Genomic DNA, 17,228 nt, shown 5'->3' on the forward strand with positions numbered 1-17,228 from the left:
CGCATCCAGCTATTTCTGCATTTGTAGTCTTTTTAATACAGTCTTAAATTAGCCGTTAAAGGTAAAATGGAAAAGAAAAATTGATGGCAGCTTCAAAATATATTTTTCAATACCTTTTGAAGCAAATAGAAAATATGCTTGGAAATTAACAGCAAAGAAGTCAATATTAGGGGTGTATCAAGACTATGAGTGGGCAATGCTTGGCGTTAAATCAGGATAAAAAGTGTGATTCAATATAACCCAGCTTAAAAGTCGTCAACTCTTAAGTGTCAACACGCTCTACAATCGCAATACCTTGTCGATAACCTAAACCACCATTTCCATGTATTAAGCCAAGTTTTTCAGGACCGTCACATAATCGATGATGCATCAACACAAGCGCATTAAGCGCTGGATTATTCCAAGCAGCTTTCGCCAAATTCATGCCCCCCGTTATGGTAATACTATGTTCAGCAAGAAACTCTGGAATCTCTTCTAATGCCTCAACTAAACCACTTATTAATAGAAAAGCCATTGGAACAACGGGGTAACAAGTATAGGTTTCTAATAAAGCATCGCCACCTTTGAATTGTTGAACAAAGTCGATATTCGCCTCGTCACAAGCTTTTTGGTACGCTTGTTGTAAATGCTCATATCGAGAAATATCACTTAAAAATTCTTCGCCATCACCTTCAAGGCGACTCAAACCTACGGCTTTCACCTTTAACCATTGGCTTTTATCCACCCCTAACTTTTCGGCGATATCTGCACGTGCTAGCAATAAGCGACCTGAAAAGTCGACCATAGGGTTTGCACAGTCAACCCCTCTAAACAAACCTGTTATCGGCTTGTGCCAACGCAAATCAGGCAATAATTCTGGCGTAAAGTTATCTGACAAAGCATTGCGGAAACTCATTTGGTAATTTTCAAACAGTGCACTAGAGAACTCTTTAAATTGTTGTTCTGTAATGGTGTGATGTTCACTAAAGGCGCGCGCTAAATCCGTATAAGCTTGTGTTAATGGATAGCTCTGCCCATAAACGGCCATTTTATCTAGTCTATTTTCCCGGCTATAACCTGTTCTTATATGATCTTCACCACTAATTACCACCGCCGCTTCACCATTTTCAATTAATTTTTTGGCCTCAGCTAAGGCTTCAATAGGAGCGCAGCCGCTTCTAAAATGATGTTTTTTCTCAGGGCTATGCCAATCAGTCGCTAATGGCTCTATAACTAAATGCTTTGGTGTAACGCCAAATTGAAGTAATTGTGACTCAAGTAGTAATACCTTTTCAAGGCTACCTACCTCATCTTGTTGTTTCGCAGCGCCGATAATAAATGCCGATTGAGTTTTCACAAGTAATTAAATCCAGAAAAATGATAGTCATTTACTTTATGCTATTTATAACAAAATTAAAAACCTAAAAGCAGTTAGTTAAATAGGGAACATTAAAACCACTTCACCTTAGTGATAGCAACTATAACCCCTGATTTTATTTAACTGACAAGTGAATATCGATAGTTAGCAGGCTGCTGCTGTATATAAATTATTAATAGACTAGTCATCAGCTTTCACAGACTTTATTCTGCAATTGAAGAATGTTAAGGGGTTGGGTAAAGTTGACTAAAATGCAAGTTAAGGGAGTGCTGCGATGTTATTTGAAATTACCGATGTAGTGAATATTATGGGGTTGTCTGCAGTGGCCGTCTTTGCCATATCGGGGGCACTCGATGCCGCTCGACAGAAAATGGATATTCTTGGTTTTATGCTCATTGGTACGGCTACGGGGATCGGTGGTGGTACGCTTCGCGATTTGCTACTAGGTAATGTCCCCGTGTTTTGGATACGTGAGCCGATATGGATCATTATTTGTCTTGTTTCGACAGCGATAACCTATTTTATCGCACCAAAATTAGTTTCTATAACACGAGCGCTGATCTGGATGGATGCGGTTGGTATTGCATTATTCGCTGTAGTTGGCACTGAAATCGCTTTAGAATTTGGTACTTCTCCGTTAATTGCTATTTGTATGGGAGTGATGACTGCCAGCTTTGGTGGTATCGCTCGTGATGTTCTCAGTGGTAGCAACCTCACGTTGATGAATGAAGAGCTTTACATCACCACGACTCTGGCTGGTTCAGTGATGTACCTCTGGCTCAATACCCTTAGTCTCCCTCCTAATTATGACTTGATTGGTGGCTTCTGTATTGCTTTCATTCTGCGTGCATTAGCCATTAGTTTTCATATTAAGTTGCCAAACCTCTATAGAAAGGACTGATACCTCCTATTGATGTGGAAAACATCAGGCTGATATTATAAAGCAGTCGTTATAATCATGTTTTCGAGCTAACTAAGAGCCACATCAAGCTCGTTGATTTCACCTCATTTAGTGAAAATTACGTAATACGTCCTAATTAACCTTCTAATATGCCTAATAAGAGTAATTGCACTAATTGGATGCTAAAGTCATTTTGAGGCTAAATTTGGCTTCTTAGGAGCTTATAAAGGCATTAATGGTACCCTTATTTGAGCATGAAAACGCAATTATGCTAAATGTATATTCCCTGAATAACTATTCTGTTCGAGTGATGCTTGGTTTATCTGTCTTTTTATTATTTCTCAGTGTTAAGTAACCGAATAGACTTACTACCACTTTATTCGTAGATAATATATCGATGTAGTACGGTGTTTGTGGTACAAAGCCAAGCACAACCACTGTTTTTTTTACTTTACATCTAAAGTATCTTTGATTGTTTATACATTGGTTCTGGTGTTTTATTCAAACAATTTAGTGTGGTGATGTGAGTTTAATCGTTACTTTAACTTTTCTTTTGTGTGAATATTAATAGTTTTCAGTTGTTTTAAATCACTTTTTTACTGTATATATTCAAATAAGTCGTATATATATTCATAAAATGATTGACTCAGAACCATTTTGCGGGTAATTTTGCCGGCCGCAATTAATAATGACTTTCACAATTGCATTCGTCTCAAAAAGACTCAGTAGAAGTCTGGCGTTCGATGTTCAAGAAATTCTAAGTAATATTCTGAAGGATCAGTAGGGCACAGTTTGAACATTATGAATAGATAGCTTAATTAGCAAGCCGCTTAATGAGAAGCAACAAAAGCTAATAGAAATAGTTTGATGAAATAGGAATAAGCAATGAATGATATGAGCAAAAAATCCCAAGGCCTTTATCGCGCCGAATTTGAACATGATAGTTGTGGTATTGGCTTTGTCGCCAACCTAAAGGGTAAAAAAACTCACAATATTATTGAAAATGCACTCACCATGTTGAGTTGTATGGAGCATCGTGGTGGTACTGGTTTTGACGTCAAAAGTGGTGACGGTGCCGGTATTCTTATTCAAATCCCTCACGATTTTTTAAGCCAAGAGACCGCAAAACTAGGCTTTAGCTTACCTGAAGCTGGAAGTTATGGCGTTGGCATGATTTTCTTTCCGCGTGATAAAGAACAAAGTGAAGCGTGCAGAGACATTTTAAATAAAAATATTACCGAATTGGGTTTAACTCTATTAGGTTACCGTGAGGTACCTGGTGATAATTCTATGTTAGGTGCTGCTTCGTTTGATAGCGAACCAAACATTGAACAAGTATTTATTGCCAAACCAGAAGGCTTGACTGCTCAAGAGTTTGAACGCAAGTTATTTGTGCTGCGTAAATACACCTCGCATAAAATAAATGCCACCATTGCCAAAGAACGTGACGAATTTTATGTTACGTCAATGTCATCAACTAAAATTGTTTATAAAGGGCAGTTTACTACAGAGCAAGTTCGTCAATATTACCTTGACCTTCAAGATGAACGTACTATCTCTGGCATGGCAATGTTCCATTCTCGTTTCTCAACAAATACTTTCCCAGCATGGCGTCGTGCCCAGCCGTTCCGTTATATCGCCCATAATGGTGAAATAAATACTGTACGCGGTAACATTAACTGGATGAATGCTCGCGAAGCATTATTTAGCTCAGTGAACTTTAGTGACGCTGAATTGAAAATGTTGAACCCAATTTGTAATAACGATAACTCTGATTCAGCCAACCTTGATATGGCAATTGAGTTATTGGTGTTAAGTGGTCGTTCATTAGCGCAAGTTATGATGATGATGGTGCCAGAAGCATGGCAAACTCAAACAGATATGGATGCAACTAAGCATGCCTTTTATGAGTATTATGCTTGTATCATGGAGCCGTGGGACGGTCCAGCTTCCTTATCATTTACCGATGGTAATGTTATTGGTGCAACGCTTGACCGTAACGGTTTACGTCCTTCACGTTACTTGTTAACTGACGACGGCACTTTGGTAATGGGCTCAGAAACAGGTACCTTATGTGTTGACCAATCAACGGTTGTTGAAAAAGGCCGCTTGCAGCCTGGTAAAATTTTTATTGCTGATTTGAAGCAAGGTCGCATCATTAGTGATGATGAAGTAAAACAGCAAGTCAGCTCAGCACAGCCGTATGGCAAGTGGTTATCAGACAATAAAATTGAATTGGAGCAACTACCAGTACCAACGGCTTCGATTGCTCAACCACCATTAGCTGAATTGCGTAAAATCCAAAAAGCCTTTGGTTATACCAGTGAAGATCTTAATTTAGTACTTGCAGGCATGGTTGGCACATCAAAAGAACCATTAGGTGCGATGGGCACAGATACGCCATTAGCTGTTCTTTCAGATCGCCCACAACAATTATCGCATTATTTTAAGCAATTATTTGCTCAAGTAACTAACCCACCAATCGATCCTATTCGAGAAGAACTGGTTATGTCATTGCGTGGTTATATCGGTAAGTCACTTAACTTACTTGAAGAAACTGCGGCGCATTGTCATAAAGTTGAAATTGACCAACCAGTGTTGACTAATGAGCAATTACGCAAATTACAACACATTGACAATGATCATCTACAGTCAAAAACTATTGCTATTACCTTTAAAGCAAGCGGTGAAGCAGGTGCACTTAAAAAAGCGCTGGAACGTGTATGTTTTAACGCAAAAAATGCTGTTGAAGATGGTTATTCAATACTTATATTAAGTGATCGTGAAGTGGATAGTGACCATGTTGCTATTCCTTCTGTATTAGCAACCGCGGCGGTTCATCATTATTTAATTCGTGAAAAACTACGCTCTTATGCTGATATTATTCTTGAGTCTGCGGATGTGCGCGAAACGCATCATTTTGCAACGGTCATTGGTTATGGCGCAGCAGCGGTAAACCCATATTTAGCATTAGAAAGTATGTATGGTTTACGCGATGAAGGTGTGCTTGATAGTAATTTAACTGATGATCAAATTACGGATAAATATACTAAAGCAGTAGGCAGTGGTTTATTGAAAACCTTCTCTAAGATGGGGATTTCAACATTACAGTCTTATTTAGGCGCACAAGTTTTTGAAGCCTTGGGCATTAATTCAGATGTCATCGAACAGTACTTCACTGGTACCGTTAGTCGTATTGAAGGCCTAAGCTTAGATCAAATTGCTCAAGAAGCTTTGTTACGTCACCGTGAAGGTTTCCCAGAAGCGAGTCGCATTGCTGTTGAAAATCTATTGCCAACGGGTGGTGAGTATTCTTGGCGTAATGATGGCGAACGTCATCTATTTAGCCCAACGGTTATTCGTTTACTGCAGCATTCAACGGCGAGTAACGATACTAATCAATTTAAGCAATACGCCAAAACAGTTGATGATCAGAGTAAAGAAGCATTCACCTTGCGTGGCTTACTAGAAATCAGCAGTGATCGTCCTTCTATTCCATTAAGTGATGTTGAACCCATTGAAAATATTTTCAAGCGTTTTGCTTCAGGTGCCATGTCATTTGGTTCGATCTCTTGGGAAGCACATACAACCTTAGCTATTGCTATGAACCGCATTGGCGGAAAGAGTAACAGTGGTGAGGGTGGTGAAGATCCTATTCGATACACACCATTAGAAAATGGCGATTCAATGAATTCGCGCATCAAACAAGTTGCATCGGGTCGTTTCGGCGTTACCAGTCATTACTTAGCTAATGCTGACGAATTACAAATTAAGATGGCTCAGGGGGCAAAACCGGGTGAAGGTGGTCAATTACCAGGTGATAAAGTTGATGCTTGGATTGGTAAAACGCGTGGTTCAACACCTGGTGTTGGTTTGATTTCGCCGCCGCCACATCATGATATTTACTCTATTGAAGATTTATCACAGCTTATTTTTGATCTTAAAAATGCTAACCGTGATGCACGCGTTAACGTTAAATTAGTATCAGAAGCAGGTGTTGGAACTATCGCCTCAGGTGTATCTAAAGCTTATGCGGATGTGGTACTTATTGCTGGCCATGATGGCGGAACCGGTGCTTCACCACTGAGTTCAATTAAACACACTGGTTTGCCGTGGGAACTTGGCTTAGCTGAAACTCATCAAACCTTAGTACGTAATAAATTACGTAGCCGTATTACGGTACAAACAGATGGTCAACTTAAAACGCCACGTGATTTAGCAATCGCAACACTACTTGGTGCTGAAGAATACGGCATGGCAACTACTGCACTTGTTGTTGAGGGTTGTATCATGATGCGTAAGTGTCATTTAAATACCTGTCCAGTTGGTATTGCCACACAAGACAAAGAGTTACGTGATCGTTTTACCGGTCGTGCTGACATTCTAGTTAACTTCTTCACCATGATGGCTGAAGGTTTACGTGAAATTATGGCTGAGCTTGGTTTTAGCAGTATTGAGGAAATGGTTGGTCAAACACAGTGTCTTAAGCAACGTGGTGATGTTGACCATTGGAAATACAATGGCGTTGACTTAACTCCGTTATTGCACAAAGAAGAGTGCGATGAAAATGAAACACTGCATCAATCAATCAGTCAGAAACATTTAATTGACGATATTATTGATCGTCAGATGATAAAAGATGCTCAAGCGGCGCTTGATTCTCAGCAAAGTGTTTCACTTGAATATGACGTAATCAATACGGATAGAACGATTGGTGCGATGATTTCGAATGAAATCTCTAAGAAGTATCAAGATAAAGGCTTACCAGAAAATACTATCAAGGTTAAGTTTAATGGTTCTGCTGGTCAAAGTTTTGGGTGTTTCTCAGCTAAAGGTTTGCACTTTGAACTTGAAGGAGATGCCAATGATTACTTCGGTAAAGGACTGTCTGGTGCAAACCTTGTGGTATACCCAAGTAAAGAAGCTACATTTACACCAAGTGAAAATATTTTAATTGGTAATGTTGCCTTCTTTGGCGCAACGTCAGGTAGTGCCTTTATACGTGGTATTGCTGGCGAGCGCTTCTGTGTTCGTAACTCAGGTGCTACAGCGGTTGTTGAAGGTGTTGGTGACCATGGTTGTGAATACATGACTGGTGGTAAAGCCGTAATCTTGGGTGCAACGGGTCGTAACTTTGCTGCGGGTATGTCTGGCGGTGTTGCTTATGTGCTTGATGATAACAAAGATTTTGCACCTAAATGCAACATGGAAATGGTTTCATTAGAGACTGTTGATTGCGACGCTGAGAGTCTTGAATTAAAAGCATTAATTGCAGAACATCTTGCCGCAACTGGGTCAGATGTCGCCAATGATTTACTCAATGATTGGGATACCAATGTGAAACGCTTTGTTAAAGTCATGCCGATTGATTATAAGCGAATGCAAGGTTACATGAATGATGTACGCACGAGCGGAAAGTTTGAGTCAGAATATGACATTGCGGTACAAGCATTCGATATCCATTTAAATAAACTAGCTAGCGCAAAAGCTTAAGCTGCCAAGGAGAATATATTATGGGAAATCCAACTGGATTTATCAACGTAGGTCGTGCCTTGCCAACTGAACGTAACGCAGGTGAACGTTTAATTGATTGGCTTGAAGTCTATGAAGAAATACCACAACAAAACGTAGAGAAACAAGCTTCTCGTTGTATGGACTGTGGTGTACCATTTTGCCAATCGGCAAAATCAGAGTTTGCACCTGCTGTTGCAGGTTGTCCGGTAAACAATGTCATTCCTGAATGGAATGACTTGATTTATCGAGGCCGTTGGAAAGATGCAATAGAACTATTGCATAAAACCAATAACTTCCCTGAATTTACCGGGCGTGTGTGTCCGGCGCCTTGTGAAGGTGCTTGTGTACTGGGTATCAATGCTGATCCTGTGGCTATTAAGCTACACGAAAAAGAAATTATTGATCATGCTTTTAAGGAAGGTTGGGTGGTTGCGCAACCACCATCAACACGCACAGGTAAAAATGTTGCCGTAATCGGCTCAGGCCCTGCTGGTCTTGCGGCAGCTGCACAACTTAATAAAGCAGGCCATATGGTTACTGTCTATGAACGTGCCGATCGTATCGGTGGTTTGTTAATGTACGGTATTCCTAATATGAAGCTGCAAAAAGAATTAGTACAACGCCGTGTTGATATTTTAGCAGAAGAAGGCATTGTATTTGTTACTAACACCGAAGTAGGTAAAGACGTTAGTGTTGAGCAACTTGAAACTGATTTTGACGCGGTAGTATTATGTATTGGTGCTACAGTGCCACGTGACCTTCCTGTTGAAGGCCGTGAACTTAACGGTGTTCATTTTGCTATGGACTTCTTGAAAGCAAATACTAAGAGCTTACTTGATAGCGAACATAAAGATGGCCAGTTCATTAATGCACAAGGCAAAAATGTTGTGGTTATTGGTGGGGGTGATACTGGTACCGATTGTATTGGTACTTCATTACGTCATCAATGTAGCAGCGCAATTCAGCTAGAAATCATGCCACGTCCACCAGAAAAACGTGAAGAGAATAGCAATCCTTGGCCACAATGGCCAAAACGTTTACTAGTTGATTACGGTCAAAAAGAAGCAATTGAAATTCAAGGTCAAGATCCACGTCAATATTTAGTGATGACTAAGAAAATCGAAAGTGACGAGCATGGTAATGTTAAAGCGGTTCACACTGTAGATATTACTTGGGAAGTAAATGATAAAGGTCAAATGTTCCCACAAGAAATTGCAGGTAGTGAAAAAGTGCTTCCAGCTGACATCGTACTTATCGCAATGGGCTTTATGGGTCCTGAAGGTGGTTTGGTTGAGCAGTTTGGTCTTGATCAAGATAATCGCTCTAATATCGCTGCAGAGTACGATAAGTTTGCTACAAGCAAAGAAGGCGTGTTCGCTGCAGGTGATGGCCGCCGTGGTCAAAGTCTGATTGTTTGGGCAATTGATGAAGGTCGTCGTTGTGCTCGTGAAGTTGATAGCTTCCTTATGGGTAAAAGTTACTTACCTTAAGCTATGAGCGCTGATAGCTTCTTTTATTAAGCAAGCATAAAGAAAAAGTCCTGCCATATTCATTATGGTGGGACTTTTTTATTAAGTGCTTTTATCAATATATACCCGTTCCACTTGAAGATGCATGACTCAGCTGGAAATAGAAACGCCTTTAGGCAAGGCATTGGTTGAAGAGAATAGTTATTCTATTGTCGAAATCAATAACGCAGCTTAAAGCGTTTCTAAACCAGCCCTTTGGGGAAGGCTGAGCAAATAATACTCTGCGTTACATTTCTTGTTAAGGACGCTACATGGATTTAGCTTATTAGAGAATGTAGGAGCATATTCTCCTGAATGACCCTTAATAAAAAATGTTCCTTGATTATGAATCGCTCAGACTTCCTGAAACGAGCATCTTCAAGTGGAGCGGGTATATTGTAATAGAGAAAGTGATGTTCGATAAACTTTGGTGCCCTATTTCAATTTTGATATCAAATTAGACTAAAGTTTTATCAAAGAATCAGTAACTTTCAGAAAAGATGGCTATAATAGAAATCTGCAATAATTAGTTTGTAAAATGTAGAAAATATTTAATCATTGAAGAGTGAGAAGGGATCGCTTATGTCTTTATTGTTTAAGTTTTTGTCAAAATCTTAATAAGGCTCCATATGAATTTACTCAATAACTTAGTATTTAAACAAAAGTTAATTTTACTTGTGTTGATCCCTCTTTTGGCAACGCTATTTTTTAGTCTGAGCCGTTTAAATTCATTAACGACAAAACAAGAGCAGCTTGAAGAAATTCAAGACCTAATTACGCTAACGGTTGCTAATAATGCACTTGTTCATGAGTTACAAAAAGAACGTGGCGCTACGGCTGTATATATTGGCAGTAAAGGGCAAAGGTTTTCACACGAATTAGAAACGCAACGCAAACTTACCAATAAGGCTCATGAAAATCTCAATGCAGAGTTGAAGGATTTTCACTCGGATAATGACAAGGTTAATAACATTGTCTCATCGATTAAAAGTGGCTTAGTAAAGTTAGAAGGAATTAGAGCGAGTTCAGACGATCTATCAATCCAACTAAATCAGGCTATTGGTTATTATACCGCTCAAAATAAGCAAATGCTAAGCTTAACAGGCTTTTTTTCAGTCATCAGTCCAACAGAAACTGTCAGTACTGCTATTGCGTATTATGCTCTTTTAGAAGCTAAAGAACGGGCAGGAATTGAACGTGCCGTTGCTAGTGGTGGTTTCGCAAAAGATGCCTTCTCGCAAAATGCCTTTCAAAAGTTTACTAGCCTAGTGGCTTTACAAAATAGTTATTTAGAACAGTTTACCTCTAAAGCATCTTTAGACACGGTAAATGCTTATAAAAAAACGTTATATAATGCTGATGTAGTTGACGTTAATCGAATGAGAGAAGTGGCGGTATCTATTGGCCAAACAGGACCATTTAATCTGGATGCAAAGGCATGGTTTAATAGTGCGACAGGGCGGATAAATTTACTAAAAGATATTGAAAACTTAGTCGCTAATGAGTTCATTGTAGACATTAATAAACTCCTCAGTGTTGCGAGTACCAATGTTACCGTAGATTTGATTGTTATTATTGCAACCTTTATGCTCACTATATTTATTGTTTACGTTATTTTGGTCAATTTAATTAAGCAATTGAATGAAATTTCGGTAACCATGGAAAAAGTAACTGAACAGAATGATTTATCAATAGAAGCAGGCGTTTTTAGCACGGATGAGTTGGGAAATATTGCTAAAGGCTTGAATAAAACACTTGCTACCTTTTCTAACGCGATCACTGAAATAAAAACGAGTAGTGTATCTCTTGCTGCCTCGGCACAACAATCCTCTGTTATTGTTGATAATAACGTCGGTAGTCTTCAGCAGCAGCGAGATGAAACCGCGCAAGTGGCTACAGCAATAGAGGAAATGTCAGCAACTGTGCAAGAGGTTTCTCGTAATGCTAATGAAGCCATGTCATCGACACATCAGGTGAATACGCAGGCGATAGAGAGCCAAACTGTTGTCGGGAACTCATTAGAAGCAATCAATAACTTAGCGTCAGAAGTTTCTGAAATAGGTCTACTCATCTCTGGGTTGCATTCAACTACGTCGAATATATCCAATGTTATTGATGTTATTAAAGGCATTGCAGATCAAACCAACTTACTTGCCTTAAATGCAGCGATAGAAGCGGCAAGAGCAGGAGAGCAAGGCAGAGGTTTTGCTGTGGTAGCCGATGAAGTGAGAACGTTAGCCCAACGTACTCAAGATTCAACTATTGAAATTGAAGAAATTATCAATCAATTGCAAAGTGAAGCAAGTAACGCCAATACTATGGTAACCGGTACCCAAAAACGTGCTGACGAAAGTATTGATGGTGCTCATCAAATCGAATTGTCCCTGACAAGTATTGTCACGGCGGTCTCAGATATAAACTTGATGATAGAACAAATTGCCACCGCAGCAGAAGAGCAAGTTAGTGTTACAGAGGAAATCAATAAAAATGTCAATGATATTGATAAAAAGTCTTCTGAAATCACGTCAGGAGCACAAGATGTTTCGTTGGCGGCTAGTGAGCAAGTTGAAATTGCAAATAACCTTGAAAAGTTGGCTGCTAAGTTTGTGGTATAACGGGTCTTCTCTTTATCGTTGATAGTTTATTACTACGTGTAATGAGCAGCAGACACATAAGTGATATTTCGCATATAAATGATAAGCATCAATAAGGCTATATTCATTTATTGGAAAATAAAATCAAGTATGTTATAAGTGTTTTTAGGATTTTATTTATTAATAACAAAGAATTAAGTTTATTTTATGCGAACGGACTCTACCGGCAATATCCCATTTATCTTGGGGGTCACTGGGCATCGTGATTTATTCACATCCACAGAAAACTCACCTGAGGTGCTTAAAGAACAAGTAAAACAAGCCCTCATTTCATGGCAAAAACGATTAGGACCAGACACTCCTATTTGGTTATTATCGGGCTTAGCTGAGGGCGCTGATTTACTGGTAGCAGAAACGGTTTTAGACCTACAAAGTGAAGGTCAAAATATACTCTTACTTGCTTGTTTACCCATGCCGGAGCCAGCGTTTAGGCAAGACTTTATTACGTCAGACGTGCTTTCTGGTTATGTAGATATCATTGAACGTATAACCAACAGTAAAAATAAGCTTTTTGAGCTCAAAAACCCACTATCAGCGAAAGAATTTGATACCGCCATTAATGACAGAGAATTTGGGGTGCTTCGCTCTGCCCTATACTTGAATCAAAGTTTATTTGTCGCTAAGTATTGTAATGTATTATTGGCCCTATGGGACGGACATGAAAGTAAAGGTCCAGGGGGGACTGCCGATGCAGTTCAATACAAACTTGGTAATACACCTTCTTGGCCAGAAAATATTATTGTAGATGAAAATCTCTTACCAGCTTCTGATTTTGATGGTCAAGTAAGCGGAATTGTTCATCATATCATTGTTACTCGAAAAACAGACTCACCGAAACTGGCAGAATTAACTGAATTCACTTCAATAGAGGCTGGTATCGGTAAACTCTATTCATCGGTCGGTCAAAGTAAGAGTAAAAATATATTAAATGATCTCATCGTGCATGAATTTCAATTGATGCTAGATGAAATGACGTTTTATAACCAAATAGCAAAAAATCACCCGTGTGGATCAAGCGAGCACAATGAGAGCCTTTTCAGCACGGAGGCCATTTTTGCAAAGGCGGATTCGATTGCTATTGCGAATCAATCTAAATATAGGAATAACGTCAAAGCATTTTTTACCATCATTACGCCTGGTTTTATTGCTTATGAGCTTGCCGGTAACTACATTGACCAATTGAGTAGCGTATACATCCTTCTGGTTGTGTTAGTTGCTATGTTGGGGAGTTGGTTGCTTATTAAGCATGTGAAAAAAAATGATCATAAATGGCAATATCAACTAGCGAGAGGTGTTGCTGAAACTATTCGCATTCGAGAGTTTCTAAATATTGCCAACGTAGAGCCAACAGCTGAACCTTTAATTCCTAGGCGATTTCGTGAGAACTTACCCCTGTTAAACCATGTAATACAACTGACAGAAATTCAATGGTGGGATAAAAACTATCAAAGTAGTCCAGAGTCGATTAAAAATATTTGGTTAGATGAGCAGATTAAATTTTTAGATAGCCGGCTTGTGTTATCTGCTAATTCCTTTAGTGAATTATTATATAAACGGCCTCGTTATGCGGCTCATTTATGCAGTAAATCCGCCTCGTTTAGTTTTTATACTGCTGTAGTTTTTGGTGTTATTTTACTCTTAAATTTGAGTGCGTTTTATTTTGCTGGCTTTGACTTTTTCAGTTCATTAAATGGCGCACTAATGTACATAGTGCAGTATGGATTAATGCTAGCGGGTATTGTTGTGCTATGGAGTGAAATTGCTGGATACGAGTCTACTTCGTTAGGTTATAACAGCCTGAAAACACTGTACGAGCGAGCAACAATATTGTTTGAAGAAACACCGGACAGAAGCAGTAAAAAAATGTTACTTGAGTTAGCCAAAGAAGCCGTTTTTGAGCACGTTACATGGACCCGTTCAGAAATGGCTAGCGACTTGAAAGAAAAATAAAAATTTGTATTTAAGCAGTAAGGGAGACTAATTATGACCACAGAGAAAGTAAGCTTTTATCAAACACTTACTGATGATGAAATTGCTAAAGAGATTGTAAGGGAAGAACGTTTAGATAATAAATACAGATTAGAATGGGGTGTTGATTCAAGTTTTACTATTTACTGTGACGATGAAGATGAACAGAAAACCTATACTCGACATCTTGAGTCTATTATTGGTGTTTTACCGCTAAAGCATCCTAAAAATGAAGGTTGTTTTGTCAGTATAGGCTTAGAGAATAGCTTACAAATATCCTTAAATCAGGGACCTCATCTGAAAACATTGACCGGGCATGATGAAAGGGTTCTTGGTCTAATCGAGCTTGATGATGGCAACTTGGTCTCTGCTAGCACCGATGGTTTTCTTCGTTTCTGGAATACTAAAAATGGTCAAATGATCAGTGAAATTGAAACATCACTAGAATCATTAGAACAAGTTAAATTCTTTCTTTATCACGATATTGTGGCAATTAAAGAAGCTAACTCTGTGAGTATTTGGACTTTCTCGGGTGAGCAAATCGTTCAGCTTGAAGGTCAAAAAAAGCAACTGCAAGCTGCTCATCGGTTATCATCGGGTAATTGGTTGATTTGGACGGAAAATACTAAGCCAACTCTATGGACAAAAGAAGGAAAATTAATTAAATCGTTTTCTTTTACATTCCCTGTGTTTGGAGCGTATTGTGAACTAGAATCGAGGCAACTGCTAATTAAGCGCAGTGATTCGATCATTTCACTCTTTGATGAAAATGGCACGTTGGAAAGTGAATACCAAAATAACAAAGATGTTGTCGAGTTATTTGATCAATTAGCTAAGGGACTTCGAGAAACGGAGCAGTTTATCAGTAAAAACCCAGATGTTAGCTACTTTCAGCATGCAAGAAACCTTCTTGCCTCGAAAAAGAGCTTTTTTTGTGCCCACCATGAACTAGAGAAACAAGCCTTAGAATTTGAGAATAATACATCTGAGCAGAAAGTCTGGAACTTCTTTAGCCGGCCAATATTTGAAAAAATCAAAACGGCATTAAAATCGGTGATTAAAACGGCTCGAACGAAAGAAAAAGAACTCTTAAAATTGATTGAAGAGGGAGAGAGTAGAAAAGCGCGTTATTTCTCCAAAAAAGCTACATTTGGCACCATGGCTTGGATTTTCTTTGTCATTTCAGCTATTGCTGCAGGCGCAGGTTGGTTTTTATTACAACAACCCGATTTACTTGAGTCTATTGTGTCAGAGAACAGAGAGCTATTGAGGGTTGCACAACAAAATCCGGACATTCTTGTTTATATTCCAGCGGTACTTTTGGCTGTTTTTTGGCTGTTATTTTGGTCTAAATCACGCAAGCACAATAAAAACGCTAACCGTGAAGTGAATAATTTGACCGTGCTCAATGTGTTATTACCTGGATATTACCAACTGATTGATAATATTAAGAGCTATCGAAAAAAATTAACCAGTCAAATACCTGTATTACAGGAAGAAAATAGAGACCTTTATCAAGGGCAATTTATTCAAACCCACATTGATGGATTGATCAATGGTAAAATACAAGAATTAGCGATGAATGAATGTGGTTTAGATAAAGATGATATTATCTATAAAAATCAAGAGCCTATTATTCTACCCACCTTTAGTTTAATTCAAGACAAAGAGAGACGCTCTCAAGTTGCCAGTAAACTGGTATTTGAAAATGAATATTCGTTCTGGCCAGTAAAAGGCGGTACGCTAGTGAGTGCTGTGCAATTTATCCAGTACACTTTCTTAACCAAAGATAAAATTGATGTATTCACCACGTATTACGACTTTATAACCAACAAAGCGGTCGGTAAAGAAGCGAATGCTTTTTATTATAAAGACGTTACCAATATTGCGAAAAAAGAAGTTGATCGTGACGACTTTTGGGAAGATGAAAACAAAGATATCTCTGCAACTGAAATTGTTTTATCAGTTGCCAGTGGAGAAAAAATTCGTTTAACAATTCTAAATGAAGAAAGTTTGTCAAAAATACACCAAGAGACTAAAGATGTTGAAACGATTAGTCCTGAAATGTTGATGAAAAAATTAGAAGATGAACGGGCCAGCATTGAAGAAGATGACGACTTATCTGAAGAAGAAAAACAAGATGAGTTGCGAGTCGTTGATGGTCGTATTGCTGAAGCGAAAACGAGTTTATTTGAGTTAGATTCTAGCCAAACAAGTAATAAAGCTGATGAAGCTATTAAGAATATTCGTAATCAACTACAGCAGCACAAAAAGGAAAGTTAATGAGCAAAGTATTTATCAGCTATAGCTCATCTGATAGACCGGCGGTAACACGATTGAAAGAGGCTTTAGAACAACTTTCGTATGATGTTTGGTTTGATCAAGATGCAATTTTACCGGGTGGTTATTATGCCAAGGATATTGCTACAGCGTTAAAGGATATTGATGTTTTTGTGCTGATGACAAGCGCCAATTCAATTGGCGATAAAGCAAATAATATAGCTGGCTCTAGTGAAGTGGCTAAAGAAGTGGTTTTAGCACAAAGTTCTCCAGCGGTTATCATTCCCGTTAAGTTAGATGATTGCTGGATGGAAACAACCACTCATGATGAGTTTACTTATTTATTAGCTCGAACGCAGTGGCTTGATGCCGGTTATTGTAATTCATCGTCTGACTTCATGGATGTTGCCCAACGAATTGATAGTGCTTTAGTCTCCGGCAACTTTAAATTCAATCATGATACAACACTTGATGAGATCGATAAGTTATTAAAAGCAGGCTTATTTAGCCAAGCAAGATCTCGGATGAATGCCAATACATTCCCTGATATTGCGAGTGATCGAGTTGTTTTAATCAATGCAATACTTGCACTGTCAGAACAGCCTATATCAAGCCTGAGTAAGATAAAGGTTGATAACTTAGTACGAGATCTTGTTCAGGTTCGTAATGAAAGCATCAGGCCAGCAGCCCTCTATTTACAGGGGGCGTTGTCAACCTTCTATTATCAAACGAATGCTGTCTATGATCCGACCGGTGGATTAGTCTCCCTGAAAAGAGAAGCCGCAGAACTTGGTCGTTTGAAAGCTAAATATGTGATGTCTATTGCCCATTTGTTACCAACGACTAACCAATACTCTTTGCAGTGGGCTAAATAACGCTAAACGCGACCATGGCCAATCATGCTATTTAGCCTTGCGCGGTAAGGCAGTTATTTAGGTATGAGTTATTTCTTGCTAGAGGTGTTAGGATATTTAAAGGGCTTATTAAGCCCTTTATAAAGCTTTTTTATGCCAGACAAAGGAAAGTGTTAGATGGCAACGCAACTC

At 38.8% G+C, this 17,228-nt stretch carries 8 protein-coding genes; 7 read left to right on the forward strand and 1 reads right to left on the reverse strand.

Features of this window, described 5'->3' with window-relative positions:
• Positions 1-262: 262 nt before the first annotated feature.
• Positions 263-1,336 (reverse strand): hypothetical protein, encoded by a 1,074-nt coding sequence (locus tag ND2E_RS03505; RefSeq protein WP_033095375.1) that lies wholly within the window; start codon positions 1,334-1,336, stop codon positions 263-265.
• Positions 1,337-1,631: 295 nt separating this feature from the next.
• On the opposite strand from ND2E_RS03505, the gene ND2E_RS03500 reads away from it, so the two are divergent.
• From ND2E_RS03500 to ND2E_RS03470, 7 genes are all read left to right on the forward strand, one after another.
• Positions 1,632-2,258, forward strand: a complete 627-nt coding sequence (locus ND2E_RS03500) for a trimeric intracellular cation channel family protein (protein WP_033095376.1) — start codon at positions 1,632-1,634, stop codon at positions 2,256-2,258.
• Between the two features lie 885 nt (positions 2,259-3,143).
• The gene (gene gltB, locus ND2E_RS03495; RefSeq protein ID WP_033095377.1) at positions 3,144-7,751 is read left to right on the forward strand and encodes a glutamate synthase large subunit; all 4,608 of its coding nucleotides are present in this window, start codon (positions 3,144-3,146) and stop codon (positions 7,749-7,751) included.
• Between the two features lie 20 nt (positions 7,752-7,771).
• Positions 7,772-9,262, forward strand: a complete 1,491-nt coding sequence (locus ND2E_RS03490) for a glutamate synthase subunit beta (RefSeq protein WP_033095378.1) — start codon at positions 7,772-7,774, stop codon at positions 9,260-9,262.
• A 647-nt stretch (positions 9,263-9,909) separates the two neighbouring features.
• The gene (locus ND2E_RS03485) at positions 9,910-11,895 is read left to right on the forward strand and encodes a methyl-accepting chemotaxis protein (RefSeq protein ID WP_033095379.1); all 1,986 of its coding nucleotides are present in this window, start codon (positions 9,910-9,912) and stop codon (positions 11,893-11,895) included.
• 186 nt (positions 11,896-12,081) lie between these two features.
• Complete coding sequence (locus ND2E_RS03480; protein ID WP_033095380.1) at positions 12,082-13,884, forward strand: hypothetical protein; 1,803 nt, start codon at positions 12,082-12,084, stop codon at positions 13,882-13,884.
• A gap of 33 nt (positions 13,885-13,917) precedes the next feature.
• Entirely contained in the window at positions 13,918-16,185 is a 2,268-nt protein-coding gene (locus tag ND2E_RS03475; RefSeq protein ID WP_033095381.1) for a WD40 repeat domain-containing protein, read from the forward strand.
• The gene (locus ND2E_RS03470) at positions 16,185-17,057 is read left to right on the forward strand and encodes a toll/interleukin-1 receptor domain-containing protein (protein ID WP_033095382.1); all 873 of its coding nucleotides are present in this window, start codon (positions 16,185-16,187) and stop codon (positions 17,055-17,057) included. The genes ND2E_RS03475 and ND2E_RS03470 overlap by 1 nt, the downstream gene beginning before the upstream one ends.
• The last annotated feature ends 171 nt before the right edge of the window (positions 17,058-17,228 follow it).

This window comes from Colwellia psychrerythraea (genome assembly GCF_000764225.1).
Classification (GTDB): Bacteria; Pseudomonadota; Gammaproteobacteria; order Enterobacterales; family Alteromonadaceae; genus Colwellia; species Colwellia psychrerythraea_D.